We start from the raw sequence: 22,150 nt of genomic DNA, 5'->3' as shown, positions 1-22,150 counted from the left end.
AGCAGCCTTGTGTCGCGAAAGGACCGCTCAGCGGTCCCGAGTGCTTCAGATCAAAGCGCTTCGCTCGCCACTACCAGGCCAAGCGAATGGGTTGCCCCAGGTTTCAATTCCACCAGGTCATCCCACACATTCGCCGTCTCGATGCACAGCATCCGCTGCCAGCCGTCATCGGCCATGTCCGGCAACTCCCTGGCCCGCTCGGTCCAAGGGTTCCAGATCACCGCCGAACGTGACCCGCTGCTGGTCAGGGTGATCCGCCGGTTCCAGTGCGGGTCGACAATGCTCAGTTGCGGCGGGGTGGCGAGGTAGATGCGGTCAGTCTCACCGCTGAACGCCAGCGCGCCCTGCTGCTGGCGCTGCTCCCAGTCGGCCAGGGTCTCGATGTAGCCCAGCCCTTCGACACCCTCAACCCGCACTTGCCGTACATCGCTGACTGCAAAGTAGCTGTGCAGGGCCTGGCTGAGGGTGACCGGGGTATTGCCCATGTTGCGGCTGGTCAGCTTCAGTTTCAGCTCAGCGCCCAGTTCCACCAGCAACTTCAGCTCCACGTCGTGGGGCCAGTCTGGCAGCTTGCCCTGCGCTTCGGGCAGCTCGAACTCGATACGCAGCCCGTCGCCCGCTTCTTCGATGCCCAGCAGCTGCCAGTCACGGGTTCGCGCGAGGCCGTGCGCAGGTGCCTGTTCGCCGTGGTACATGGCCTGCACGGCCGGTGGGTTGCGCTGCAGGTTGCCGAACCACGGCCAGCATACCGGTACCCCGGCACGCACTGACTTGCCCTGGCGGAAGATGGCCTGGTCGCTCAGCCACAACAGCGGTGGCTGGCCAACGCACTGGTAGCTGAGGATCTGCGCGCCCTGCTGGGCGATCAATAGTTCGGCGTGGTGGCTGCTGATACGCCAGCAGTTGAGTTCGCCATGTTGCTCGCTTACGACCTGGAAGGAAGCCATTGTGTTCATCTCATTGATTGCCAGTGGGGCTTGGACCCGGGCACATGCAATGAGTTTACCGCCGGCGTGGCTCAGCGACGAGGTACGGAGCGGGTACGGCCACTGCCATCGATGGCGACGAAGACGAACACCGCTTCGGTGACCTTGCGCCATTCGCTGGACAGCGGGTCGTCGCTCCACACTTCGACCATCATCTGGATCGAGCTGCGGCCGATTTCCAGGGTCTGGGTATAGAAGGACAATTGTGCGCCAACGGCCACTGGCACCAGGAAAGCCATGCGGTCAATAGCCACCGTGGCCACACGGCCGCCGGCGACACGGCTGGCCATGGCGGTACCGGCCAGGTCCATCTGGGCGACCAACCAGCCGCCAAAGATATCGCCAAACCCGTTGGTCTCGCGCGGGAGTGCGGTGATCTGCAAGGCCAGGTCGCCTTGCGGGATAGGATCTTCTTGTTCGAGCTCAATCATGCGATGGGGCCTCTGACCCGTGACGCTTTTCGTTGGTGTGGCGCAAAGGCCGGGTAAACGATTCAGCTTGAAACATACTACGCCGATTTCGTTTCACTGGGCGGCCGTAGGGAAACTCTGCGAAACCGCCTGACAATAATGACCGGCGTTTTCGCACAACATCCCACGTTAGGAGCAACCTTTTCCTACGAATCGCCAGTATATAGAGCATAACGGCCAGCGACGACCGCGCATTCATGAATATGTGTATGGATTTTGTATCGCTTTCGGCGCAGCTCGGCAATTTGCTATCTTCGTCCGTTACCAATCCAGAAGCCGCGTGCCAAGCGGCCTGCCTGCCCCTACAAAGAGAACAATCAGCGATGACTTCCGTGCCGAGCAGTATCGAGCAGCCTTCGCGGCCGCTGACCCGCAGTGACTACAAGACTCTCTCTCTGTCCGCACTGGGCGGCGCGCTGGAGTTCTACGACTTCATCATCTTCGTGTTCTTCGCCACGGTGGTCGGCAAGCTGTTCTTCCCCGCCGACATGCCCGAATGGCTGCGCCTGATGCAGACCTTCGGCATTTTCGCCGCCGGCTACCTGGCGCGACCGCTGGGCGGCATCATCATGGCCCATTTCGGTGACCTGCTCGGGCGCAAGAAGATGTTCACCCTGAGTATCTTCATGATGGCCCTGCCAACACTGATCATGGGCCTGTTGCCGACCTATGCGCAGATCGGCCTGTGGGCGCCGGTCCTGCTGTTGCTGATGCGCGTGATCCAGGGTGCGGCAATCGGTGGCGAGGTGCCAGGGGCCTGGGTGTTCGTGTCCGAGCACGTGCCGGCGCGCAACACCGGCTACGCCTGCGGTACCCTCACGGCCGGCCTGACCGCGGGCATCCTGCTCGGCTCGCTGGTGGCGACCCTGATCAACAGCGTCTACAGCGCAGAAGAAGTGGCCGATTACGCCTGGCGTATCCCGTTCCTGCTTGGCGGTGTGTTCGGCCTGTTCTCGGTGTACCTGCGCCGCTGGTTGCACGAAACCCCGGTGTTTGCCGAGATGCAGCAGCGCAAGGCGCTGGCCGAGGAGCTGCCGCTGCGGGCCGTGCTGCGTGACCATCGTGGCCCGATCGTGCTGTCGATGCTACTGACCTGGATGCTGTCTGCCGGCATCGTGGTGGTCATCCTGATGACGCCGGCGTTGCTGCAGAGCATCTACCACATCAGCCCGACCGATTCCCTCAAGGCCAACAGCCTGGCAATCGTACTGCTCAGCTTCGGCTGCATCGGTGCTGGCAGCCTGGCTGACCGCTTTGGCGCGGGCCGGGTGTTCGTGATCGGCAGCCTGCTGCTGCTGGCGAGCTCCTGGGCCTTCTACCACAGCCTGCCGACCCGGCCCGAACTGCTGTTCCCGCTGTATGCCGTGACCGGTTTATGCGTGGGTGTGATCGGTGCGGTGCCTTATGTGATGGTCAAGGCGTTTCCGGCGGTGGTGCGGTTCAGCGGGCTGTCGTTCTCTTACAACGTGGCCTACGCGATCTTTGGCGGGTTGACGCCGATGGTGGTGACTGCGCTGTTGAAATTGAGCCCGATGGCGCCTGCCTACTATGTGGCGGGGTTGTGTGCCGTTGGTCTGCTGGTGGGGCTGTACCTGCTCGCCAACAAGCGCTGACCTGTTGCAGGAGCGGCCTTGTGTCGCGATGGGCTGCGCAGCAGCCCCGGCAATTCGTGCCGGGTTCGTCATGTCCGGGGCTGCTGCGCAGCCCATCGCGACACAAGGTGTTGCCAGGCAGCTGATGATGGCCTTTCATCCAATTGTCACATTCAAGTCATATCGTATTCATGCGGCCTGCAGATACTTGGGCCCGTTCCATCCAACACCCCCTATTCCTGCTAGGAGCAAGGCATGAAACTGAAGCGTTTGATGGCGGCCCTCACCTTTGCCGCCGCTGGCGTTGCAACCGCCAACGCGGTAGCCGCTGTCGATCCTGCAATCCCGACCTACACCAAGACCACCGGTGTTTCGGGCAACCTCTCCAGCGTCGGTTCCGACACCCTCGCGAACCTGATGACTCTGTGGGCCGAGGCCTACAAGAAGGAATACCCGAACGTAAACATCCAGATCCAGGCTGCCGGCTCCTCCACCGCGCCACCCGCGCTGACCGAAGGCACTGCCAACCTAGGCCCGATGAGCCGCAAGATGAAGGATGTCGAACTGCAGGCCTTCGAGCAGAAGTACGGCTACAAGCCAACCGCCATCCCGGTTGCCGTCGATGCCCTGGCCGTGTTCGTGCACAAGGACAACCCGATCAAGGGCCTGACCATGGCTCAGGTCGACGCCATCTTCTCGTCCACCCGCCTGTGTGGCGCCAAAGCGGAGGTCAAGACCTGGGGTGACCTGGGCGTGACCGGCGACCTGGCCAATAAGCCAATCCAGCTGTTCGGCCGCAACTCGGTATCCGGCACCTATGGCTACTTCAAGGAAGAAGCCCTGTGCAAAGGCGACTTCAAGCCTAACGTCAACGAACAGCCTGGTTCGGCTTCGGTCGTGCAGTCGATCAGCTCCTCGCTGAACGGCATCGGCTACTCGGGCATCGGCTACAAGACCGCCAGCGTCAAGACTGTTGCCCTGGCCAAGAAAGAAGGCGGCGAGTTCGTTGAAGACAACGAAACCAACGCCCTGAACGGCAAATACCCGCTGTCGCGCTTCCTTTACGTCTACGTCAACAAGGCGCCGAACAAGCCTCTGGCCCCACTGGAAGCCGAGTTCGTCAAGCTGGTGCTGTCGCAAGCTGGCCAGCAGGTCGTGGTGAAGGATGGCTACATCCCGCTGCCGGCCAAAGTCATCGACAAGACCCTGGCTGACCTGGGCCTGTCCCACGCCGGTAACGTCGCAAAGAAGTAACTGACTGAGGGGGAGGCCGGTGCTGCTGCCTGGCCTCTTCCACGAATTCCCAGCCCGAAGCCAGGCTTCCTGTGCGGCGGGCTTTCGTGCGTCACTACATTGTCATGTTTTTGTCATACGGGACCGCTAGGGTGTGCGCATGAATGATCTGGCCAACTCCACAATGACTCCAAATTCCCAGCCCGAGCGGATTGACTTCAATACGCCGGAGTTGCAACGCAAGCGCCGCATGCGCGCACTCAAGGACCGCCTGACCCGCTGGTATGTACTGGTGGGCGGGCTTGCCGTGTTGGCGGCAATCACCCTGATCTTCTTCTACCTGGCCTATGTGGTGCTGCCGCTGTTCCAGGGCGCCGAGCTGACCAGCAAGAAGGCGCTGGAGCCAACCTGGCTGCAACAGGATGCCGGCAAGCCGCTGATGATCGCGCTTGAAGAGCAGAACCTGGTGGGCATGCGCGTTTCGGACAAGGGCCAGGCACTGTTCTTCGATACCAAGACCGGTAACGCGCTCAAGCGGGTCGACCTGCCGCTGCCGGCAGGCGCCCAGGTGACCTCGATCAGTACCGACCAGCCGGGGAGCCCGCTGGTGGTGCTGGGCTTGTCCAATGGCCAAGCCCTGGTGTTCCACCACAGCTACAAGATTACCTACCCCGACAACAAGAAAACCATCGACCCGGGTATCGACTACCCGTACGGCGAGCAGCCGTTCGTGCTCGATGATCAGGGCCAGGCGCTGGATCACGTCAGCGTCAACGTCAATGGCGACGTCCTGCTGCTGGCTGGCTCCACTGGCGCGCACCTGCAGGTGGTCGAGCTGACCCGTAGCGAAAGCATGATGACCGGCGAGGTCACCACCGAGCAGAACCGCATCGAACTGCCGCAGATGACCGAAACGGTGAAGAACATCTTCATCGACCCGCGTCAGCATTGGCTGTACGTGATCAACGGCCGCGCCACTGCCGACGTCTTCAGCCTGCGCGACAAGAGCCTTAATGGCCGTTACAAGCTGTCGGACAGCGCGGACACCGAAATTACCGCCACGGCCCAGCTGGTTGGCGGCATCTCGCTGATCATGGGCGACTCCAAAGGCGGACTGACCCAGTGGTTCATGGCCCGCGACCCGGATGGCGAGTCGCGCTTCAAGCAGATTCGCAGCTTCCAGATGGGCACGGCCCCGATCGTGCAGATCGACGCCGAGGAGCGCCGCAAGGGCTTCATCGCCCTGGATGCCGAGGGCAAACTGGGCGTGTTCCACAGCACCGCGCACCGTACCCTGCTGGTCGAGCAGGCTGCCGAAGGCGCGGGCATCCTGGCCCTGTCGCCACGCGCCAACCGCATCATGATCGAAGAGGGCGGCAAGCTGCTGCCGCTGAGCCTGCGTAACCCGCATCCGGAAATTTCCTTCAGCGCGCTGTGGGGCAAGGTCTGGTACGAGAACTATGACGAGCCCAAGTACGTCTGGCAGTCGACAGCGTCCAATACCGACTTCGAGCCCAAGCTGAGCCTGTCGCCGCTGACCTTCGGTACCCTCAAGGCGGCGTTCTACGCCATGGTGCTGGCGGCGCCGCTGGCGATTGCGGCAGCCATCTACACCGCCTACTTCATGGCCCCGGGCATGCGCCGCAAGGTCAAGCCGGTGATCGAACTGATGGAAGCGATGCCGACGGTGATCCTTGGCTTCTTCGCCGGCCTGTTCCTCGCGCCTTATCTGGAAGGCCACCTGCCGGGCGTGTTCAGCCTGTTCGTGATCATGCCGATCGGCATCCTGGCAGCAGGCTTTGCCTGGAGCCGGCTGCCCGAGTCGATCCGCCTGCGCATTCCGGACGGCTGGGAAGCGGCCATCCTGATTCCGGTGATCCTGGTGATCGGCTGGTTCGCCTTGTACATGAGCCCGCTGCTGGAAACCTGGTTCTTCGGCGGCGACATGCGCCTGTGGATCACTCGCGACCTGGGCATCACCTACGACCAGCGCAACGCCCTGGTGGTGGGTATCGCCATGGGCTTTGCGGTCATCCCGAACATTTACTCCATCGCCGAAGATGCCGTGTTCAGTGTGCCGCGCAGCCTGACCCTGGGCTCCCTGGCGCTCGGCGCCACGCCCTGGCAGACCTTGACCCGCGTCGTCATCCTCACCGCCAGCCCGGGTATCTTCTCGGCGCTGATGATCGGTATGGGCCGCGCGGTGGGCGAGACCATGATCGTGCTGATGGCCACCGGCAACACCCCGGTGATGGAGCTGAACCTGTTCGAAGGCATGCGTACCCTGGCCGCCAACGTGGCCGTGGAAATGCCTGAATCGGAAGTCGGCGGCAGCCACTATCGCGTGCTGTTCCTGGCCGCGCTGGTACTGCTGATGTTCACCTTCATCATGAACACCTTGGCCGAGCTGATTCGCCAGCGTCTGCGCAAGAAATACTCGTCGCTTTGATAGAAAGGTAGCGATCCGTGAAAAAGGATTCCCTCAAAGGCTGGTTCAAGAGCGGCGCCCCAGGCGTCTGGATGAGCGGCGGCGCGGTGGCCATGGCGGTGATCATGACCGTCGGCCTGCTGGCGGTGATTGCCGTGCGCGGCCTGGGCCATTTCTGGCCGGCCGACCTTGTCCAGGCCACCTACAAGGTGCCGGGCCAGGCCGATCACGTCGTCATCGGCGAAGTGGTGCAGAAGGAGGAAGTACCCCGGGCGCGCCTGAAGGGCGCCGGCTTGCCGGTACCTGACCAGGGCCCGGAGTTCATGACCCGAGAGCTGATCAAGGTGGGTAACCGCGACCTCAACGGCAGCGACTTCACCTGGGTGGTCGGAGAGTGGCTGGTCGATGAACAGCACCCAGCCGACCTGATGGCGCTGGAGCGCCGCGAGTGGGGCAACTTCTACGGTTACCTGGTCAGCGTCAAGGAAGAGGGCCGCGTGGTCGCCGAGGGGCCTGCCGCCTGGAACGAGTTGCAGGCCCGGCTCAAGCGCGCCAACCAACTCAACAGCGAGCTGCAAAGCCTCGAGAAGAAGGACATCGGTGCCATCAACCATGGCCTTGAACGCCTGCGCCTGCAGGCCCGCAAGCTGGAACTGGACGGCAAGCTGGACGCCGCTGCCCAGGCCGACATGGACGCCGACCGCGCCGAGCTGAACAGCCGCTACAAGGCCATCGAAGAGCGCCTGACCGGCCTGCACCAGGCGTTTGCTCGTGACAGCCTGGTGGCGCGCGATGCCAATGGCCGGGAAGTGGAGATCAACCTGAGCAAGGTGGTGCACGCCATCCAGCCGAACGGCATGTCGGGCTTCACCAAGCTGGGCAGCTACTTTACCAAGGTGTGGGAGTTCCTCAGCGACGACCCGCGCGAGGCCAACACCGAAGGCGGTATTTTCCCAGCCATCTTCGGTACCGTGATGATGACCTTGATCATGGCCGTGATCGTTACCCCGTTCGGCGTGCTGGCGGCCGTCTACCTGCGCGAATACGCCAGGCAGGGCCCGGTGACCCGGCTGATCCGCATCGCGGTGAACAACCTGGCCGGGGTGCCGGCGATCGTCTATGGCGTATTCGGCCTGGGCTTCTTCGTCTACGTGCTGGGCGGCTCGATCGACCGCCTGTTCTTCCCCGAGGCATTGCCGGCGCCCACCCTGGGTACCCCGGGCCTGCTGTGGGCATCGCTGACCCTGGCGTTGCTGGCCGTGCCGGTGGTGATCGTCGCCACCGAGGAAGGCCTGGCGCGTATCCCGCGCACTGTGCGCGAGGGCTCGCTGGCCTTGGGCGCGACCAAGGCCGAGACCTTGTGGAAGATCGTCTTGCCCATGGCCAGCCCGGCCATGATGACCGGCATGATCCTGGCCGTGGCCCGCGCCGCCGGTGAAGTGGCGCCGCTGATGCTGGTGGGGGTGGTCAAACTGGCGCCGTCGCTGCCGGTGGACGGCAACTACCCGTACCTGCACCTGGACCAGAAGATCATGCACCTGGGCTTCCACATCTATGACGTCGGCTTCCAGAGCCCCAACGTCGAAGCCGCGCGGCCACTGGTGTACGCCACGGCGCTGCTGCTGGTGCTGGTAATCGCGGCCCTCAACCTCTCGGCGGTGTGGATCCGCAACCACCTGCGCGAAAAGTACAAGGCCCTCGACAGCTGAGCCTGATCGCAAGCGTGCCGCCCCATGTGGCGCGGCCCTTTGAAACGAATTGTTAGCGTATGGAGTTGACCATGCAGCAAGAATCCCACGCCCGCGGCATCGACATGTCTGCCCTGGGCCGCGACAAGCAAGGCCTGCGCCTGGCCGAAGAAACCGTGGCCATCGAAGTACCGGGCCTGAGCCTGTTCTACGGCGACAAGCAAGCGCTGTTCGACGTGCAGATGAACATTCCCAAGCAGCGCGTGACCGCCTTCATCGGCCCGTCCGGCTGCGGCAAGTCGACCTTGTTGCGTACCTTCAACCGCATGAACGACCTGGTTGACGGCTGCCGCGTGGAGGGCGCGATCAACCTGTACGGCAACAACATCTACCGCAAGGGCGAAGACGTGGCCGAGCTGCGCCGCCGTGTCGGCATGGTGTTCCAGAAGCCCAACCCGTTCCCCAAGACCATCTATGAGAACGTGGTCTACGGCCTGCGTATCCAGGGCATCAACAAGAAACGCGTACTCGACGAAGCGGTCGAGTGGGCGCTGAAGGGCGCGGCCCTGTGGGACGAGGTCAAGGACCGCCTGCACGATTCGGCCCTGGGCCTGTCCGGCGGCCAGCAGCAGCGCCTGGTCATCGCCCGCACCATCGCCGTGGAGCCGGAGGTGTTGCTGCTCGACGAACCGTGCTCGGCACTGGACCCGATCTCGACCCTGAAGGTCGAGGAGCTGATCTACGAATTGAAATCCAAGTACACCATCGTCATCGTCACCCATAACATGCAACAGGCGGCCCGGGTTTCCGACTACACCGCGTTCATGTACATGGGCAAGCTGGTCGAATTCGGCGATACCGATACCCTGTTCACCAACCCGGCGAAGAAGCAGACCGAAGACTACATCACCGGTCGCTACGGCTAGCAGCCCTGCGGCACAGGGAACCAGACGATTACTTGAAGCTTTGAGCTTCTTCGCGGAGCGAATGATGATCAACAAAGAAAGCCTTACCCATCACATTTCCCAGCAGTTCAACGCCGAGCTCGAAGAGGTGCGCAGCCACCTGCTGGCCATGGGCGGGCTGGTCGAGAAACAGGTCAACGACGCGGTTACCGCGCTGATCGAGGCCGACTCGGGCCTGGCCCAGCAAGTGCGCGAAGTCGACGAGCAGATCAACCAGATGGAGCGCAACATCGACGAGGAGTGCCTGCGCATCCTGGCCCGTCGTCAGCCGGCAGCGTCTGACCTGCGCCTTATCATCAGCATCTCCAAGTCGGTGATCGACCTGGAGCGCATTGGTGACGAGTCGACCAAGATCGCCCGCCGTGCCATCCAGTTGTGCGAGGAAGGCGAGTCGCCGCGCGGCTACGTCGAGGTGCGCCACATCGGCGACCAGGTGCGCAACATGGTCCGCGACGCGCTGGACGCCTTTGCCCGCTTCGACGCCGACCTGGCATTGTCGGTGGCCCAGTACGACAAGACCATCGACCGCGAATACAAGACCGCCCTGCGCGAGCTGGTGACCTACATGATGGAAGACCCGCGCTCGATCTCGCGGGTACTGAGCGTGATCTGGGTGCTGCGTTCGCTGGAGCGTATCGGCGACCATGCGCGCAACATCTCCGAGCTGGTGATCTACCTGGTGCGGGGCACCGATGTGCGCCACATGGGCCTCAAGCGCATGACGGCAGAAGTGCAGGGCACTGCAGTCGATGACGGCGAAAAAGCTAATGTTCCGGCTGAACCTGACGATAAATAAGGTTGCTCCCGAGCATCGACGCCCGGCCTTGGCCGGGCGTTTTCGTTTGCGGTCGAGGAGCCGGCAGGCACCCGCGAACGATGTGAAGAAGTCCCGGCGTGACCAGGTTGTAGCAAATGGCCATTATTCGGCGGTAGGCTAGCCGGGATTCAGAAGGAGTATCGATGAGTAAAGTGAATGTGCTGGTTGTGGATGACGCTCCGTTCATCCGTGACCTGGTCCGCAAATGCCTGCGCAATGCCTTCCCGGGCATGACCATCGACGATGCCGTCAATGGTCGCAAGGCGATGGCGCTGCTGGGCAAGGAAGCGTTCGACCTGGTCCTGTGCGACTGGGAAATGCCGGAAATGTCCGGCCTGGAACTGCTCACCTGGTGCCGTCAGCAGCCTGAGCTGAAAAACCTGCAATTCATCATGGTGACCAGCCGTGGCGACAAGGAAAACGTGATTCAGGCGATCCAGGCCGGCGTTTCCGATTTTGTCGGCAAGCCGTTCACCAACGAGCAATTGCTGACCAAGGTGAAAAAGGCCCTGAGCAAGATCGGCAAGCTCGACAGCGTGATGAGCAGCGGGCCGGCGCGAATCAACTCGGCGTTCGCCAACGATTCGCTGAACGCGCTGACGGCCGGCAAACCGGAAGTGGCGAAAATCACCGCCCCCGCAGCGGCGCCGGCACCTGCCAGGCCGTTGGTCAGCGCTGCTGCTCCCGCTACGCCAGCGCCTACCGGCCGTGGCCAGGGCCAGCTGCGCCTGGCCAGTGGCATGCAAGCCTGCGTGATCAAGGCGCTGAGCCTGAAAGAGGCCTTGCTGGTGGTTCGCCGTGGCGAAACCCTGCCGCAGGTGCTGGAAGGCGCCGTACTGAACCTGGAGCAGGGCGAGAACGCCGAAGTCGCGCGTCTGAACGGTTACCTGCATGCCATCGTGGCGCTGGAGCCCAAGCCCGACAGTGACTGGCTGCAATTGACGTTCAAGTTCGTCGACCAGGACGCCCAGAAGCTCGACTACTTGTCGCGCCTGATTGCCCGCGGCACTGCGCAGAAGCACTTCACCCCGGGCGCCTGACCCTCGGCCCCACGCCGCCCTCTTTGAAGGGGCGGCCATGCCTTGCGAAAGGGCTGCAAAGCAGCCCCGGCAATCGATACGGCGACGCCGATATCCCAGGGCTGCCTTGCAGCCCTTCGCGATACAAGGGCGCTGCTACAAAACGCCTGCACAGCCGTTGTGTCATCCGACCAACTGTCATACCCGCCGTAAAACTGGCTGCTAGTCTTCGACAGACCATAACTGTCAAAAAGCCACCATCATGCCTGCCCGCCTGCTGCTGTTCTGTGCACTGCTCATGGCTTCGGCGTCCAGCCTGGGCATGACTACCTACACGATCAACGATGATGGCCGTGTAACCTCCTATACCGATCGGCCTGGTCCCCGTGCCAAACCCCTGGTGCAGCGCGTGCCGATGGTCGAAATGCACGAAGGCCAGGTGCAGTTGAACGCGATAACCTTCGACGGTGGCGTCAGCTTCTCGGCCCGCAACCAATTGCATGTGCCGGTAGAAGTGGAGTTGCGGCTGGACAACCTGGTAAATGCCCAGGGCGGCAATGCACCGCGTATCGTGCGCCGGTTGTTGCCCCCGCATAGCACGCAGATGCTCAGCGTGCTCCATGGGCGGCCTGGCATGTTGCTGAACTATCGCTCAACCCTGCTGCAGGCCATGGGCGACCCGGGCAGGCGGCCCCAGGGCTTTCGCTATGCCTTCCCTTGGGTGGGCGGGCCGTTCCGTGTGACTCAGGGCCCCAATGGCCGGGTCAGCCATTTTGGGCCGAAAGGGCGTTATGCCATGGACATCGCCATGCCCGAAGGCACTACCATCATTGCGGCGCGGGAAGGGGTAGTGGTGAAGACCGAGAACCGCCAGAGCGGGCGCGGGCCGAACCCGTCGGGCAATTTCGTGCGGATTCTGCACCCGGACGGCACCATGGGTGTCTACCTGCACCTGATGCGCGGTTCGGTGGTAGTCACGGAAGGGCAGCGGGTGCGGCAGGGGCAGATGCTGGCCAAGTCGGGCAACACGGGCAACAGTACCGGGCCGCACCTGCATTTCGTGGTGCAGCGCAATGTGGGGTTGGCGCTTGAGTCGATACCGTATCAGTTCGACAGGCCGATCAACGGGTTACCGGACTTCACCGCGGGCAACCCTTGAGGTTGCCGGGCCTGCTTCGCAGGCCATCGCGACACAAGGCCGCTACGGGGGCACGCGGTCTTCTGCAGGAGCGGCCTTGTGTCGCGATGGGCTGCGCAGCAGCCCCATAGGCATCTAATCCAGCTTCAGCACCTTGGCCAGCACGATCTTCGGCCCTTTCATCTTCTTGATGATGATGCGCAGCCCTTCGACCTCCAGCACTTCTTCTTCTTCAGGCACGCGCTTGAGCGTCTCATAGACCAGCCCGGCCAACGTTTCTGCCTCGATGTGGTCAAGGTCGATGCTCAGCAGGCGCTCGACCTTGAACAGCGGCGTGTCGCCGCGTACCAGCAGCTTGCCCGGCTGGTAGGCGAGAATGCCGCGTTCGGCCTTGCGGTGCTCGTCCTGGATGTCGCCTACCAGCACTTCCAGCACGTCTTCCATGGTCAGGTAACCGATCACCTTGCCATCGGCTTCCTCGACCAGCACGAAATGCGCGCCGCCCTTGCGGAACTGCTCCAGCAACTGGGCCAGGGGCATGTGCCGCGATACGCGCTCCAGCGGCCGGGCGAGGTCGTCCAGGTCGATGGTTTCGGGCAGGTGCTCGAGTTCTGCCAACTCCAGCAGCAAGTCCTTGATGTGCAGCAGGCCGGTGAACTCCTCGCGCTCGGCGTCGTACACCGGGTAGCGGCTGAATTTGTGGCGACGCACCAGTGCCAGGATCTGCTTCAACGGCGCATGGGCGTCGATGCTGACCATGTCCTCGCGCGAGTTGGCCCAGTCGACGACCTCCAGCTCGCCCATTTCCACCGCCGAGGCCAATACGCGCATACCCTGGTCGCTCGGGTCCTGGCCACGGCTGGAGTGCAGGATCAGCTTGAGTTCCTCACGGCTGTAATGGTGCTCGTGGTGCGGGCCGGGTTCACCCTGGCCGGCGATGCGCAAGATGGCGTTGGCGCTGGCATTGAGCAGGTAGATGGCTGGGTACATGGCCCAGTAGAACAGGTACAGCGGCACGGCAGTCCACAGCGACAGCAGCTCTGGCTTGCGGATAGCCCAGGACTTGGGCGCCAGCTCGCCGACCACGATGTGCAGGTACGAGATGACGAAGAAGGCGACGAAGAACGAGATGGCCTTGATCAGCTCGGGCGTGTCGACGCCCAGGTAGGCCAGCAGTGGCTCCAGCAGGTGGGCGAAGGCTGGCTCACCGACCCAGCCCAGGCCGAGGGAGGCGAGGGTGATGCCGAGCTGGCAGGCCGACAGGTAGGCATCGAGCTGGTTGTGTACCTTGCGCAGGATGTTGCCGCGCCAGCCATGCAGCTCGGCGATGGACTCGACGCGGGTGGCCCGCAGCTTGACCATGGCGAATTCGGCGGCAACGAAGAAACCGTTGAGCAGCACCAGCAGCAAGGCAAAGATGATCATGCCGAAATCTGCGAATAACGAGGTGAGGCTGATACCAGGGGAAGGGTCCATGATGGAGTTTTTACGGGTTCCGTCTTTGAGATCGAGAGAAAAAAAGTGCCAGCTCCAGCTGGCACAGGGGGTCCAATGTAGCGGCTGGGGCGGCAAAAGCAAAGGGTGATGGTCTGGTCGCGGCCGCTGAGACGGCGGGCGCGCCCGCCAAGGGCTGCGTTGCAGCGGCGGTTTCAGCCCTTGCCGCCAGCCAATTGTGCCGGGGCAAAATGACAGGTAAAGGTGCTGCCATGCCCCGGCACGCTGCTGATCTCCAGCCTGCCGCGGTGGCGCATCAACACATGCTTGACGATCGCCAGCCCCAGCCCGGTGCCACCGGTATTCGATGCGCGGCTGGAGTCGACCCGGTAGAAGCGTTCGGTCAGGCGCGGCAGGTGCTTGGCATCGATCCCTACCCCCGAGTCCTGCACCGACAGGTGCGCGCCCTGGGCGTCGGCCCACCAGCGGATACGGATGCTGCCCTCGTCCTGGGTGTACTTCACCGCGTTGAATACCAGGTTGGAGAAGGCACTGCGCAGCTCCGACTCACTGCCCTTGAGCTTCACCCCAGGCGCCGCTTCGAGGGTAATGCGCTGGTTGCGCGGCCCGGACAGGGCCTGGGCGTCGTTCTTGATCGCCGCAAGCAAGGCATCGACCGCCACCGGCTGGTTGTCCGACGGGTAGTCGGTGGCCTCGAGTTTGGCCAGCAGCAGCAGGTCGTTGAGCAGGGTCTGCATGCGCGAACCCTGCTGGCTCATCTGCTGCAGGGCGCGGCTCCAGCGCGGGTTCACGTCTTCGACGTTGTCGAGCAGGGTTTCCAGGTAGCCGGTGATTACCGTCAGCGGCGTGCGCAGCTCGTGGGACACGTTGGCGACGAAGTCCTTGCGCATCTGTTCCAGCTGGTGGATGCGGGTCACGTCGCGCACCAGCATCAGGTGTTCGTTGTTGCCGTAGCGGGTGATATGCAGCTGCAAGCGCATACGGTCGTTGATCGGCGAGGGGATTTCCAGCGGTTCGAGGTAGTTTTCCGCCTCGAAATATTCCTTGAAGCGCGGGTGGCGGACCAGGTTGGTGACTTGCTGGCCGCCGTCCTGCGGCGTCTTGAAGCCCAGCAAGGTCTCGGCGGCGCGGTTCCACCATTCGAGGTTGCCGTCGCTGTCGAGCATGATCACCGCATCACGCAGCGCAGCGGTGGACTCCTGCACCCGGTCGATCACCGCCTGCAGGCGGCCACGCACGCGCTGGTCGCGGCGTTGCAGGTGGTAGATGCTGTCGAACACCTCGCCCCACAGGCCGTAGCCATCGGGTGGTGCTTCATCGGGTTGATGGTTGCGCAGCCAGTCGTGCAGGCGCAGCAGTTGCTTGAGGGTCCAGCCCAGGTAGAGCGCCAGGCCGATGGCCAGGCTCCAGCCATAATAGCCGCTGGCCAGCCCGCCGATGAGGCAGACCGTAATCAGCAGCAGCAGGTGGCGGATCAGGGTGGCGTGCCAGTTCTGGTTCAATTGACTGTCCTTGTACAACGACGTGCAGCTTGGCGCTTTTGAACTCGATCAGCTCTTGGTCGAGAAGCGGTAGCCGGTGCCCCGGACGGTTTGTACCAGATTTTCGTAGGCTTCACCCAATGCCTTGCGCAGGCGGCGGATGTGCACGTCGACGGTGCGCTCCTCGACATAGACGTTGCCGCCCCATACCTGGTCGAGCAGTTGGCCACGGGTATAGGCGCGCTCCTGGTGGGTCATGAAGAACTGCAGCAGGCGGTATTCGGTAGGGCCCATCTCGGCCGGCTTGCCGTCGATGGTCACGCGGTGGCTGATCGGGTCGAGCAGCAGGCCGCCGACTTCGATCGGTGCCTCGCTGTCGCTGGGGCCGGTGCGGCGCAGCACGGCTTTCAGGCGCGCAACCAGTTCGCGTGGCGAGAAGGGCTTGGTGATGTAGTCGTCAGCACCCACCTCCAGGCCTTGGATCTTGTTGTCCTCTTCGCCCTTGGCGGTGAGCATGATGATTGGAATATCGCCGGTCAGCTCGTCGCGCTTGAGGCGGCGGGCCAGCTCGATGCCGGAAGTGCCCGGCAGCATCCAGTCGAGCAGGATCAGGTCCGGCTTGCGGTCGACGATGATCGCATGGGCCTGTTGGGAGTTTTCTGCTTCCAGGCAGTCATAGCCGGCCATTTCCAGGGCAACGGCGATCATCTCGCGAATGGGCGCTTCGTCGTCGACGATCAGTATGTTCCTGCCAACCATGCTCAAAACCTCTCCTGGATACGATGTCTTGGCCCGCATTAGATAACGGAATTATTGCAGCTGTGTGACAGGCTGTTGGCCGTTCTGGCGACATTCCGTGACTCAACTAGGCTTGAAAGGGCTGTTTTTGCCGCAGCCCGAACTCAATCCCCCGAAACGATGGTGAATCCAATGACACGACATACGCTGAGCTGGATGGCCCTTTTCACTGCGCTGGCGCTACCGGGGGTGGCCTCGGCCGAGCATGCGAAGGAGAAGGGAGGCATGCTGGTCGACGCTGCCGGCATGACCTTGTATACCTTCGACAAGGATACGGGCGGCAAGTCGATGTGCAATGACGGTTGTGCCAGCAACTGGCCGCCGCTGATGGTCAAGGCCACTGACGAACCGGCCGAGGGCAAGTGGACCGTGGTGATGCGCGATGATGGTTCCAAGCAGTGGGCCTACGATGGCAAGCCGCTGTATACCTTCATCAAGGACAAGAAGGCCGGGGACATGACCGGTGACGGCGTCAAGGACGTCTGGCACGTCGCCAAGCCTTGAGATAGCCAGGGCCGCTGTGCGGCCGATCGCGACGCAAGGCCGCTCAGGAGTGCGCGGTCCCCTGTAGGAGCCGCCTTGTGTCGCGAAAGGGCTGCTAAGCAGCCCCAGAACCCTCAGCGCAATGCGTAATCCAGCACCACCCCGATAAACACCAGCATCCCCGCCCAGTGGTTGTGCAGGAACGCCTTGAAGCATGACTCCCGGTCCAGCTTGCGCGTCGACCAGTACTCCCAGGCAAAGCACGCCGCCGCGCCCAACAGGCCGAGGTGGAACCAGCCGCCCAGCTCGAAGCGGTTACCCGCCAGCAGCAGGCAGCCCAGCGACAGCAACTGCAAGGTCAGGATGATGGTGCGGTCGGCGTCGCCGAACAGGATCGCGGTCGACTTCACGCCAATCTTCAGGTCGTCATCGCGGTCGACCATGGCGTAGTAGGTGTCGTAACCCACCGTCCACAGCAGATTGGCGATGTACAACAGCCAGGCACTGGCCGGCAGTTCGCCACCGGCTGCGGTGAAGGCCATGGGAATGCCCCAGGAATAGGCCGCCCCCAGTACCACCTGTGGGTAGTAGGTGTAGCGCTTCATGAATGGGTAGCAGAACGCCAGCGCCACCGCGCCGAACGATAGCCACACCGTGCGGCTGTTGGTGCACAACACCAGCAGGAAACTCACCCCGACCAGGATGGCGAACAGCGCCAGCGCCTCGCGCGGACGGACCCGACCACTGGCCAGGGGGCGGTCGGCGGTGCGTTTGACGTGGCCGTCCACCTTGCGGTCGGCAAAGTCGTTGATGCAGCAGCCTGCGGCGCGCATGAGCACCACGCCGAGGCCGAAGATCAGCACGTTGGCCACGGTTGGTGAGCCGTTGCCGGCAATCCATACCGCCGACAAGGTTGGCCACAGCAGCAGGTAGATCCCGATCGGCCGGTCCATGCGGCTGAGCTGGATGAAGTCCCAGGCCCGCGGGTGCAAGCGGTTGAGCGACTTGAGCAGTTGCAGGTACATCAGCGGGTCTCCTCCTTGGCCGCTTGCCACAGGGCTGGCAGGAACACTTCTGCCACCAGCAGGTCCAGGCCGCCACGTTCAAAGCGTGAGCGGCGGCCCCATAGCGCCGTATGGGCGGCTTCGCCAGGCAACCAGGCCTGTGGGTAACTGCACACCTCGATGGGGTGGCGGATGAACGCCTGGTCGCAGAACAGCAACTCGCCCAGCGAGCGGCTGCCCAGGGTTTCCAGGTCCAGCCCGCCAAGTTCCAGGGCTGTGCGGCTGGCGACGCTGCGGGCGAACACCCAGGGTTGGCCGTGGCCACGCAGGTATACCTCGCGCACCCAGCCTTCGGCGCCCGCGGCGATGCCCAGGGCCTGGCATTCGTCATCGCGCAGCGGCTGCCAGCCTTCGAACAGTGGCGTGACGCTGAAGTGGTCGTCGGACAGGCGGGTCAGGCGGCGGGTCAGGGAGCCTTCGTCGAACAGCCAGTCCAGGGTGGGCTGGTCGATGCCGGTCGCCAGCTGTGAATACGGCAGCCACGCGACAGCGGCTGCTTGCGGGGATTCGTACGACACGTCGGTCTGCTTGTTACATCCAGAGAGGCGGCGAGCTTAGCATGATTGCCCCGACTGCTTGCATACTGCTGGCAAGGCCGATACAAAGCCCCCACCAATTGCGCACTGGTTCTTCGCCGGTGAACCCGTCCCTACCGGCTACCCGGCCGCTGTAGGAGCGGATTTATCCGCGAAGAGGCCCTCAGCAGAACAGTAAGCCCCAGCCCGAACCGAGGAAAACGACCTGATGAAAAAGTGGCAATGTATTGTCTGCGGCCTGATCTACGACGAGGCCGAAGGCTGGCCCGACGACGGCATCGCCCCCGGCACCCGTTGGCAAGATGTACCGGAAGACTGGCTTTGCCCCGACTGCGGTGTCGGCAAGAGCGACTTTGAAATGATCTCCATCGACTAATCGAGGAACGCACGACATGACGTCCCCTGTGGTAATCATCGGTACCGGCCTGGCGGGCTACAACCTGGCCCGCGAATTTCGCAAGCTCGATGCGCAGACACCGTTGCTGCTGATCACCGCCGATGACGGTCGTTCCTACTCCAAGCCCATGCTCTCCACTGGCTTCGCCAAGCACAAGGACGCCGATGGCCTGTGCATGGCCGAACCGGGAGCCATGGCCGAACAACTGAATGCGGAAATCCGTACCCATACGCGTATCAGCGGCATCGACCCTGGCCACAAGCGCCTGTGGGTTGGAGAGGAAGCGGTGGAGTATCGCGACCTGGTGCTGGCCTTGGGCGCCCAGACGGTACAAGCCCCCATCGACGGCGATGGCGGCGACCTGGTGTTCCCGATCAACGACCTGGAAGACTACGCCCGTTTTCGCGCCGCCGCCTGTGGCAAGCGGCGCGTGCTGATTCTGGGTGCCGGCCTGATCGGCTGCGAATTCGCCAACGACATGAGCCTGGGCGGCTTCCAGGTCGACGTAGTGGCACCGTGCGAACAGGTCATGCCTACCCTGCTGCATCCCGCTGCGGCGACGGCGGTGCAGGCCGGGCTGGAAGGCTTGGGCGTACGTTTCCACCTGGGCCCTGTGCTGGCCCGTCTTGAAAAGGTGGGCCAGGGCCTGGCGGCGCACTTGTCCGACGGCAGCGTGATCGCCTGCGACCTGGTGGTCTCGGCCATCGGCCTGCGCCCGCGCACCGATCTGGCCGCCGCCGCTGGCCTGCAGACCAACCGCGGCATCAGCGTGGATCGCCAGTTGCGCACCTCGCATGCCAATATCTTTGCCCTTGGCGACTGTGCCGAGGTGGATGGCATCAATCTGCTTTACGTCATGCCGCTGATGAGCTGTGCCCGCGCCTTGGCGCAAACCCTGGCCGGTAACCCGACGACCGTCGCCTATGGGCCGATGCCGGTGACCGTGAAAACCCCGGCCTGCCCCCTGGTGGTCTCGCCGCCACCGCAGGGCCACGAAGGTACCTGGCAAGTCGAGGGGCAGGGCAGCGACCTCAAGGTGCTCTGCCTCGATGCCGACGGCAAGCTGCTGGGCTACGCCCTCACCGGGGCAGCGGTGATGGAGAAGCTGGCGCTGAATCGCCAGTTGCCAGCCGTGATGGCATAAATAGCTGGTGTTCTGTCGGATTTATCCTGTTGTTGCCTGCACAATGGCCGCCCAGATACTGGCGCGGCCCCGGTGCACGTGCCATCCTCACTCCCGTCTGCCGCAGATTAGAGCCTGCGGTGCCTTGAGCGCTGCTCCCAGAGGCAGCACGGCATAACAACAAGAATTCCGTCAAAGAGGCTTCACTATGCGCAAACCAGAACTCGCCGCCGTCATCGCCGAAAAGGCCGATCTGACCAAGGAAAAGGCCAATCAGGTGTTGAACGCGATTCTCGACAGCATCACCGGTGCCCTGGACAAGGACACCGTGACCCTGGTCGGCTTCGGCACCTTCGAAAAACGTCATCGTGGCGCGCGTACCGGCAAGAACCCGCAAACCGGCGAGCCGGTAAAGATCAAGGCCAGCAATACCGTAGCCTTCAAGCCAGGCAAGAACCTGCGCGACAGTGTCAACGTACCCGCCAAGCCGGCCAAGAAAGGCAAGTAATCGCGTCCAGATGACGCAATGCCAGCCAAACGGGCGCCGCCAAGGCGCCCGTTATGCTTTCTGCAGGCAAAATGTTTCGAACTTGTATAAATCGTTCGGGAGAAGGATAAACTGCTCGCTTTAGTCACTTTTAGTTCGAGGCGCGTTGATGAAGTTTCGCTTTCTTCTCTGGGCCATGGGATGGTTGATGGCCCGGGCCAGCCGTAACAACCCGGCATTCCAGCAGCAGCTCAAGGGCAAGGACCTGGTGTTCCAGATGCAGACCCTGGACGGCCAGGTCGCCCGACACTTCATCGTCAGCAACGAGCGCATCAGCAGCAAGGGCGGTGCCCACCCGCAGCCGGCCTTCGCCATTGCTTTCAAGGACGCCGCCTACGGCTTTGCCACGATGCAGGCGAGCAACAAGCAGCTGGCGTTCATGCAGGGGATTCAGGACAAGCACATCCAGATCAAGGGCAATCCGGCGTTGGTGATGTGGTTCCAGGGGTTGATGAAATACCTGAAGCCGAAGAAGTAGGGCCGCAAAGCGGCCCCCATGGCCTTAATGCGGTGCGTGGAACTGCGAAGCCAGTTCACGCAACAGGTTCTCGGCCTCGAGCACCTTGTTCACGACTTCCTCGGCCTTGTCGCGGGTAATGCCCAGGCGCTCCAGCAGCTCCTCGGGAATCTCCTCCTGCGGCCCCGTGCCGATTCCCCGTGCGCGCAGCAGGCGGGTGGTCAGGCAGACCAGGTTGGGGAACGCCGAATACTCGCCATCATAGGTCGGGTCGTGCTGGAAGCGCAGCGCGGCCGCCAACTCTTCCGGCATGTCCCATAGCTTCATCAGCCAGGCACCGATCTGTTCGCGGCTGATGCCCAGCAGGTGTTGTTCGACATAGGTGTGGCACAGATGCGGGTTGACCTCCAGGTGGCGGCAGATCAGCGAAAAGTGGGGTGGGAACACATGGGCCAGCAGCAAGTAGCCAAAATTGTGCAGCAACCCGGCCAGGTAGGTCAGGCCCGCCTCCGGGCGTTCAGCTCGCGGCATGGCACGGGTCAGGCCATCGATGACCGCCGCGGTGTAGATTGACTGCTGCCAGTACGGCGTGGCCTGTTGCGGATGGTCTTTCGGCAGGCTCAGGGTCTTGCCCAGCGCCAGGCCCAGGGCCAGGTTGATCACCAGGTCGAAGCCCAGCACGCGCACGATGGCATCTTCCACCGAGCGAATCTTGTGGGTCGAGCCGTAGTAGGGCGATGCCGCCCAGCTCACCACCTGCGCTGCCAGCGCCGGGTCGGTTTCGACCACCCCGGTGATGTCGTCGATGCTGGCGTTGGGGTCTACCCGCAGCTTGATGATCTTTTGCGCGGTGTCGGCCAAAGGCGGGATTTCGATGGTTTCTTCCAGGCGTTTCTGAATGCGTCTGGCGGTGAAAGCCTGCACTGCCTGGCTGATTTCCCGGGTGTCGTCATGCGGGCGATCGAGATTGGGGCTGATGGCCTTGACCTCGATGCCGAAGCTGCTGGCGCTGGCCTTGGCCAGCATGCGCTTGAAGTGCGCGTGCTCGATTTCCAGCAACAGCCCGGTCTCGCCGGACTGGATATACACGCGTTCAGCGTCGAGCAGGCTCTTTTCGTACTGGCACGGTGAACTGGTCAATGCCGGGATACCCGGCAGGGCCTTGAGCTGGTGCTTGTCGAGCATCTGCTTCAGGCGTGCCATCGACACGGCGGTAAGCTGGCGCCCGGTCAGTTCGGCCAGGCGATTGAGGTCCAGCAGCTGACTCTGCGGGAACAGTACCAGCAAGGCGCCGATTTCGTCATCGAGCAACACGGCCTGTACCCTTGACGCCGCCGGCAGTTGCGGATGCTCCACTACCTCACGGTAGGCCACGCCGAGCTTTTCCAGCAGCAGCCTGATGACGGAGGGTGCATGTGGGGTTGCGGTGTCCAGGGCGACTTCAGTCATGGTCCGTATCCACTGATTCCTTTA

At 62.9% G+C, this 22,150-nt stretch carries 21 protein-coding genes; 13 read left to right on the top strand and 8 right to left on the bottom strand.

Features of this window, described 5'->3' with window-relative positions; genetic code table 11:
• Window positions 1-50: 50 nt before the first annotated feature.
• Both ACJA3S_RS25530 and ACJA3S_RS25525 read right to left on the bottom strand, forming a co-directional pair.
• On the bottom strand, window positions 51-947 hold the full coding sequence (locus ACJA3S_RS25530; protein ID WP_406820411.1) for a D-hexose-6-phosphate mutarotase: 897 nt from the start codon (window positions 945-947) through the stop codon (window positions 51-53).
• Window positions 948-1,018: 71 nt separating this feature from the next.
• Window positions 1,019-1,417 (bottom strand): acyl-CoA thioesterase, encoded by a 399-nt coding sequence (locus tag ACJA3S_RS25525; protein WP_003253317.1) that lies wholly within the window; start codon window positions 1,415-1,417, stop codon window positions 1,019-1,021.
• 362 nt (window positions 1,418-1,779) lie between these two features.
• Here ACJA3S_RS25525 and ACJA3S_RS25520 point away from each other — a divergent pair, with 362 nt between their 5' ends.
• The 8 genes from ACJA3S_RS25520 to ACJA3S_RS25485 all read left to right on the top strand — a co-directional run bounded on the left by ACJA3S_RS25520 (window position 1,780) and on the right by ACJA3S_RS25485 (window position 12,357).
• Window positions 1,780-3,069: an MFS transporter gene (locus ACJA3S_RS25520; RefSeq protein ID WP_406820410.1), complete on the top strand. Its 1,290-nt coding sequence runs from the start codon at window positions 1,780-1,782 to the stop codon at window positions 3,067-3,069.
• Between the two features lie 234 nt (window positions 3,070-3,303).
• Entirely contained in the window at window positions 3,304-4,302 is a 999-nt protein-coding gene (locus ACJA3S_RS25515; protein WP_406820409.1) for a phosphate ABC transporter substrate-binding protein PstS, read from the top strand.
• A 139-nt stretch (window positions 4,303-4,441) separates the two neighbouring features.
• Complete coding sequence (locus tag ACJA3S_RS25510) at window positions 4,442-6,730, top strand: phosphate ABC transporter permease (RefSeq protein ID WP_406820408.1); 2,289 nt, start codon at window positions 4,442-4,444, stop codon at window positions 6,728-6,730.
• 71 nt (window positions 6,731-6,801) lie between these two features.
• Window positions 6,802-8,418, top strand: coding sequence for a phosphate ABC transporter permease PstA (gene pstA, locus ACJA3S_RS25505; RefSeq protein WP_200626612.1), 1,617 nt, complete (start codon window positions 6,802-6,804; stop codon window positions 8,416-8,418).
• Between the two features lie 71 nt (window positions 8,419-8,489).
• A complete protein-coding gene (gene pstB / locus ACJA3S_RS25500) occupies window positions 8,490-9,323 on the top strand; it encodes a phosphate ABC transporter ATP-binding protein PstB (protein ID WP_406820407.1) in 834 nt (277 codons plus the stop codon).
• 64 nt (window positions 9,324-9,387) lie between these two features.
• Window positions 9,388-10,158, top strand: a complete 771-nt coding sequence (gene phoU, locus ACJA3S_RS25495; RefSeq protein ID WP_170033850.1) for a phosphate signaling complex protein PhoU — start codon at window positions 9,388-9,390, stop codon at window positions 10,156-10,158.
• 164 nt (window positions 10,159-10,322) lie between these two features.
• Window positions 10,323-11,219, top strand: coding sequence for a response regulator (locus ACJA3S_RS25490; protein WP_406820406.1), 897 nt, complete (start codon window positions 10,323-10,325; stop codon window positions 11,217-11,219).
• A 241-nt stretch (window positions 11,220-11,460) separates the two neighbouring features.
• The gene (locus tag ACJA3S_RS25485; RefSeq protein ID WP_406820405.1) at window positions 11,461-12,357 is read left to right on the top strand and encodes a M23 family metallopeptidase; all 897 of its coding nucleotides are present in this window, start codon (window positions 11,461-11,463) and stop codon (window positions 12,355-12,357) included.
• Window positions 12,358-12,471: 114 nt separating this feature from the next.
• Here ACJA3S_RS25485 and ACJA3S_RS25480 read toward each other — a convergent pair whose 3' ends face one another.
• The 3 genes from ACJA3S_RS25480 to phoB form a co-directional block, all read right to left on the bottom strand.
• Window positions 12,472-13,812 (bottom strand): hemolysin family protein, encoded by a 1,341-nt coding sequence (locus tag ACJA3S_RS25480; protein ID WP_406820404.1) that lies wholly within the window; start codon window positions 13,810-13,812, stop codon window positions 12,472-12,474.
• 173 nt (window positions 13,813-13,985) lie between these two features.
• Window positions 13,986-15,311 (bottom strand): phosphate regulon sensor histidine kinase PhoR, encoded by a 1,326-nt coding sequence (gene phoR / locus ACJA3S_RS25475; RefSeq protein WP_406820403.1) that lies wholly within the window; start codon window positions 15,309-15,311, stop codon window positions 13,986-13,988.
• 30 nt (window positions 15,312-15,341) lie between these two features.
• Window positions 15,342-16,031, bottom strand: a complete 690-nt coding sequence (gene phoB / locus ACJA3S_RS25470) for a phosphate regulon transcriptional regulator PhoB (RefSeq protein ID WP_003253341.1) — start codon at window positions 16,029-16,031, stop codon at window positions 15,342-15,344.
• Window positions 16,032-16,202: 171 nt separating this feature from the next.
• Between phoB and ACJA3S_RS25465 the strand changes: the two genes are divergently transcribed.
• Window positions 16,203-16,574 (top strand): hypothetical protein, encoded by a 372-nt coding sequence (locus tag ACJA3S_RS25465; protein WP_406820402.1) that lies wholly within the window; start codon window positions 16,203-16,205, stop codon window positions 16,572-16,574.
• Window positions 16,575-16,687: 113 nt separating this feature from the next.
• Here ACJA3S_RS25465 and ubiA read toward each other — a convergent pair whose 3' ends face one another.
• Entirely contained in the window at window positions 16,688-17,578 is an 891-nt protein-coding gene (gene ubiA / locus ACJA3S_RS25460; RefSeq protein ID WP_170033838.1) for a 4-hydroxybenzoate octaprenyltransferase, read from the bottom strand.
• Window positions 17,578-18,135, bottom strand: a complete 558-nt coding sequence (locus ACJA3S_RS25455) for a chorismate--pyruvate lyase family protein (protein WP_406820400.1) — start codon at window positions 18,133-18,135, stop codon at window positions 17,578-17,580. The genes ubiA and ACJA3S_RS25455 overlap by 1 nt, the downstream gene beginning before the upstream one ends.
• 226 nt (window positions 18,136-18,361) lie before the next feature.
• Here ACJA3S_RS25455 and ACJA3S_RS25450 point away from each other — a divergent pair, with 226 nt between their 5' ends.
• From ACJA3S_RS25450 to ACJA3S_RS25435, 4 genes are all read left to right on the top strand, one after another.
• Complete coding sequence (locus ACJA3S_RS25450; RefSeq protein WP_406820399.1) at window positions 18,362-18,529, top strand: rubredoxin; 168 nt, start codon at window positions 18,362-18,364, stop codon at window positions 18,527-18,529.
• A gap of 16 nt (window positions 18,530-18,545) precedes the next feature.
• Window positions 18,546-19,694, top strand: coding sequence for an NAD(P)/FAD-dependent oxidoreductase (locus tag ACJA3S_RS25445; protein ID WP_406820398.1), 1,149 nt, complete (start codon window positions 18,546-18,548; stop codon window positions 19,692-19,694).
• Window positions 19,695-19,881: 187 nt separating this feature from the next.
• Entirely contained in the window at window positions 19,882-20,181 is a 300-nt protein-coding gene (locus tag ACJA3S_RS25440) for an HU family DNA-binding protein (RefSeq protein ID WP_114169522.1), read from the top strand.
• Between the two features lie 148 nt (window positions 20,182-20,329).
• Entirely contained in the window at window positions 20,330-20,698 is a 369-nt protein-coding gene (locus tag ACJA3S_RS25435; protein ID WP_406820397.1) for an SCP2 sterol-binding domain-containing protein, read from the top strand.
• 24 nt (window positions 20,699-20,722) lie between these two features.
• On the opposite strand, the gene ACJA3S_RS25430 is transcribed toward ACJA3S_RS25435, so the two are convergent.
• On the bottom strand, window positions 20,723-22,126 hold the full coding sequence (locus ACJA3S_RS25430; RefSeq protein WP_406820396.1) for an HDOD domain-containing protein: 1,404 nt from the start codon (window positions 22,124-22,126) through the stop codon (window positions 20,723-20,725).
• Between the last annotated feature and the right edge of the window lie 24 nt (window positions 22,127-22,150).

Source organism: Pseudomonas sp. KnCO4 (assembly GCF_045344305.1).
In the GTDB taxonomy this organism is placed as follows: Bacteria; Pseudomonadota; Gammaproteobacteria; order Pseudomonadales; family Pseudomonadaceae; genus Aquipseudomonas; species Aquipseudomonas anuradhapurensis.
This window is presented reverse-complemented; position numbering and strand designations above follow the sequence as displayed.

Coding starts and splice junctions, on each gene's coding strand:
- phoB (WP_003253341.1), bottom strand. CDS start 16,031: ATGGTTGGCAGGAACATACTGATCGTCGACGACGAAGCGCCCATTCGC.
- ACJA3S_RS25510 (WP_406820408.1), top strand. CDS start 4,442: ATGAATGATCTGGCCAACTCCACAATGACTCCAAATTCCCAGCCCGAG.
- ACJA3S_RS25490 (WP_406820406.1), top strand. CDS start 10,323: ATGAGTAAAGTGAATGTGCTGGTTGTGGATGACGCTCCGTTCATCCGT.
- ACJA3S_RS25515 (WP_406820409.1), top strand. CDS start 3,304: ATGAAACTGAAGCGTTTGATGGCGGCCCTCACCTTTGCCGCCGCTGGC.
- ACJA3S_RS25530 (WP_406820411.1), bottom strand. CDS start 947: ATGGCTTCCTTCCAGGTCGTAAGCGAGCAACATGGCGAACTCAACTGC.
- ACJA3S_RS25520 (WP_406820410.1), top strand. CDS start 1,780: ATGACTTCCGTGCCGAGCAGTATCGAGCAGCCTTCGCGGCCGCTGACC.
- pstA (WP_200626612.1), top strand. CDS start 6,802: ATGAGCGGCGGCGCGGTGGCCATGGCGGTGATCATGACCGTCGGCCTG.
- ACJA3S_RS25445 (WP_406820398.1), top strand. CDS start 18,546: ATGACGTCCCCTGTGGTAATCATCGGTACCGGCCTGGCGGGCTACAAC.
- phoU (WP_170033850.1), top strand. CDS start 9,388: ATGATCAACAAAGAAAGCCTTACCCATCACATTTCCCAGCAGTTCAAC.
- ACJA3S_RS25450 (WP_406820399.1), top strand. CDS start 18,362: ATGAAAAAGTGGCAATGTATTGTCTGCGGCCTGATCTACGACGAGGCC.
- pstB (WP_406820407.1), top strand. CDS start 8,490: ATGCAGCAAGAATCCCACGCCCGCGGCATCGACATGTCTGCCCTGGGC.
- ACJA3S_RS25485 (WP_406820405.1), top strand. CDS start 11,461: ATGCCTGCCCGCCTGCTGCTGTTCTGTGCACTGCTCATGGCTTCGGCG.
- ACJA3S_RS25430 (WP_406820396.1), bottom strand. CDS start 22,126: ATGACTGAAGTCGCCCTGGACACCGCAACCCCACATGCACCCTCCGTC.
- ACJA3S_RS25435 (WP_406820397.1), top strand. CDS start 20,330: ATGAAGTTTCGCTTTCTTCTCTGGGCCATGGGATGGTTGATGGCCCGG.
- ACJA3S_RS25440 (WP_114169522.1), top strand. CDS start 19,882: ATGCGCAAACCAGAACTCGCCGCCGTCATCGCCGAAAAGGCCGATCTG.
- ACJA3S_RS25480 (WP_406820404.1), bottom strand. CDS start 13,812: ATGGACCCTTCCCCTGGTATCAGCCTCACCTCGTTATTCGCAGATTTC.
- ACJA3S_RS25525 (WP_003253317.1), bottom strand. CDS start 1,417: ATGATTGAGCTCGAACAAGAAGATCCTATCCCGCAAGGCGACCTGGCC.
- ubiA (WP_170033838.1), bottom strand. CDS start 17,578: ATGTACCTGCAACTGCTCAAGTCGCTCAACCGCTTGCACCCGCGGGCC.
- ACJA3S_RS25465 (WP_406820402.1), top strand. CDS start 16,203: ATGACACGACATACGCTGAGCTGGATGGCCCTTTTCACTGCGCTGGCG.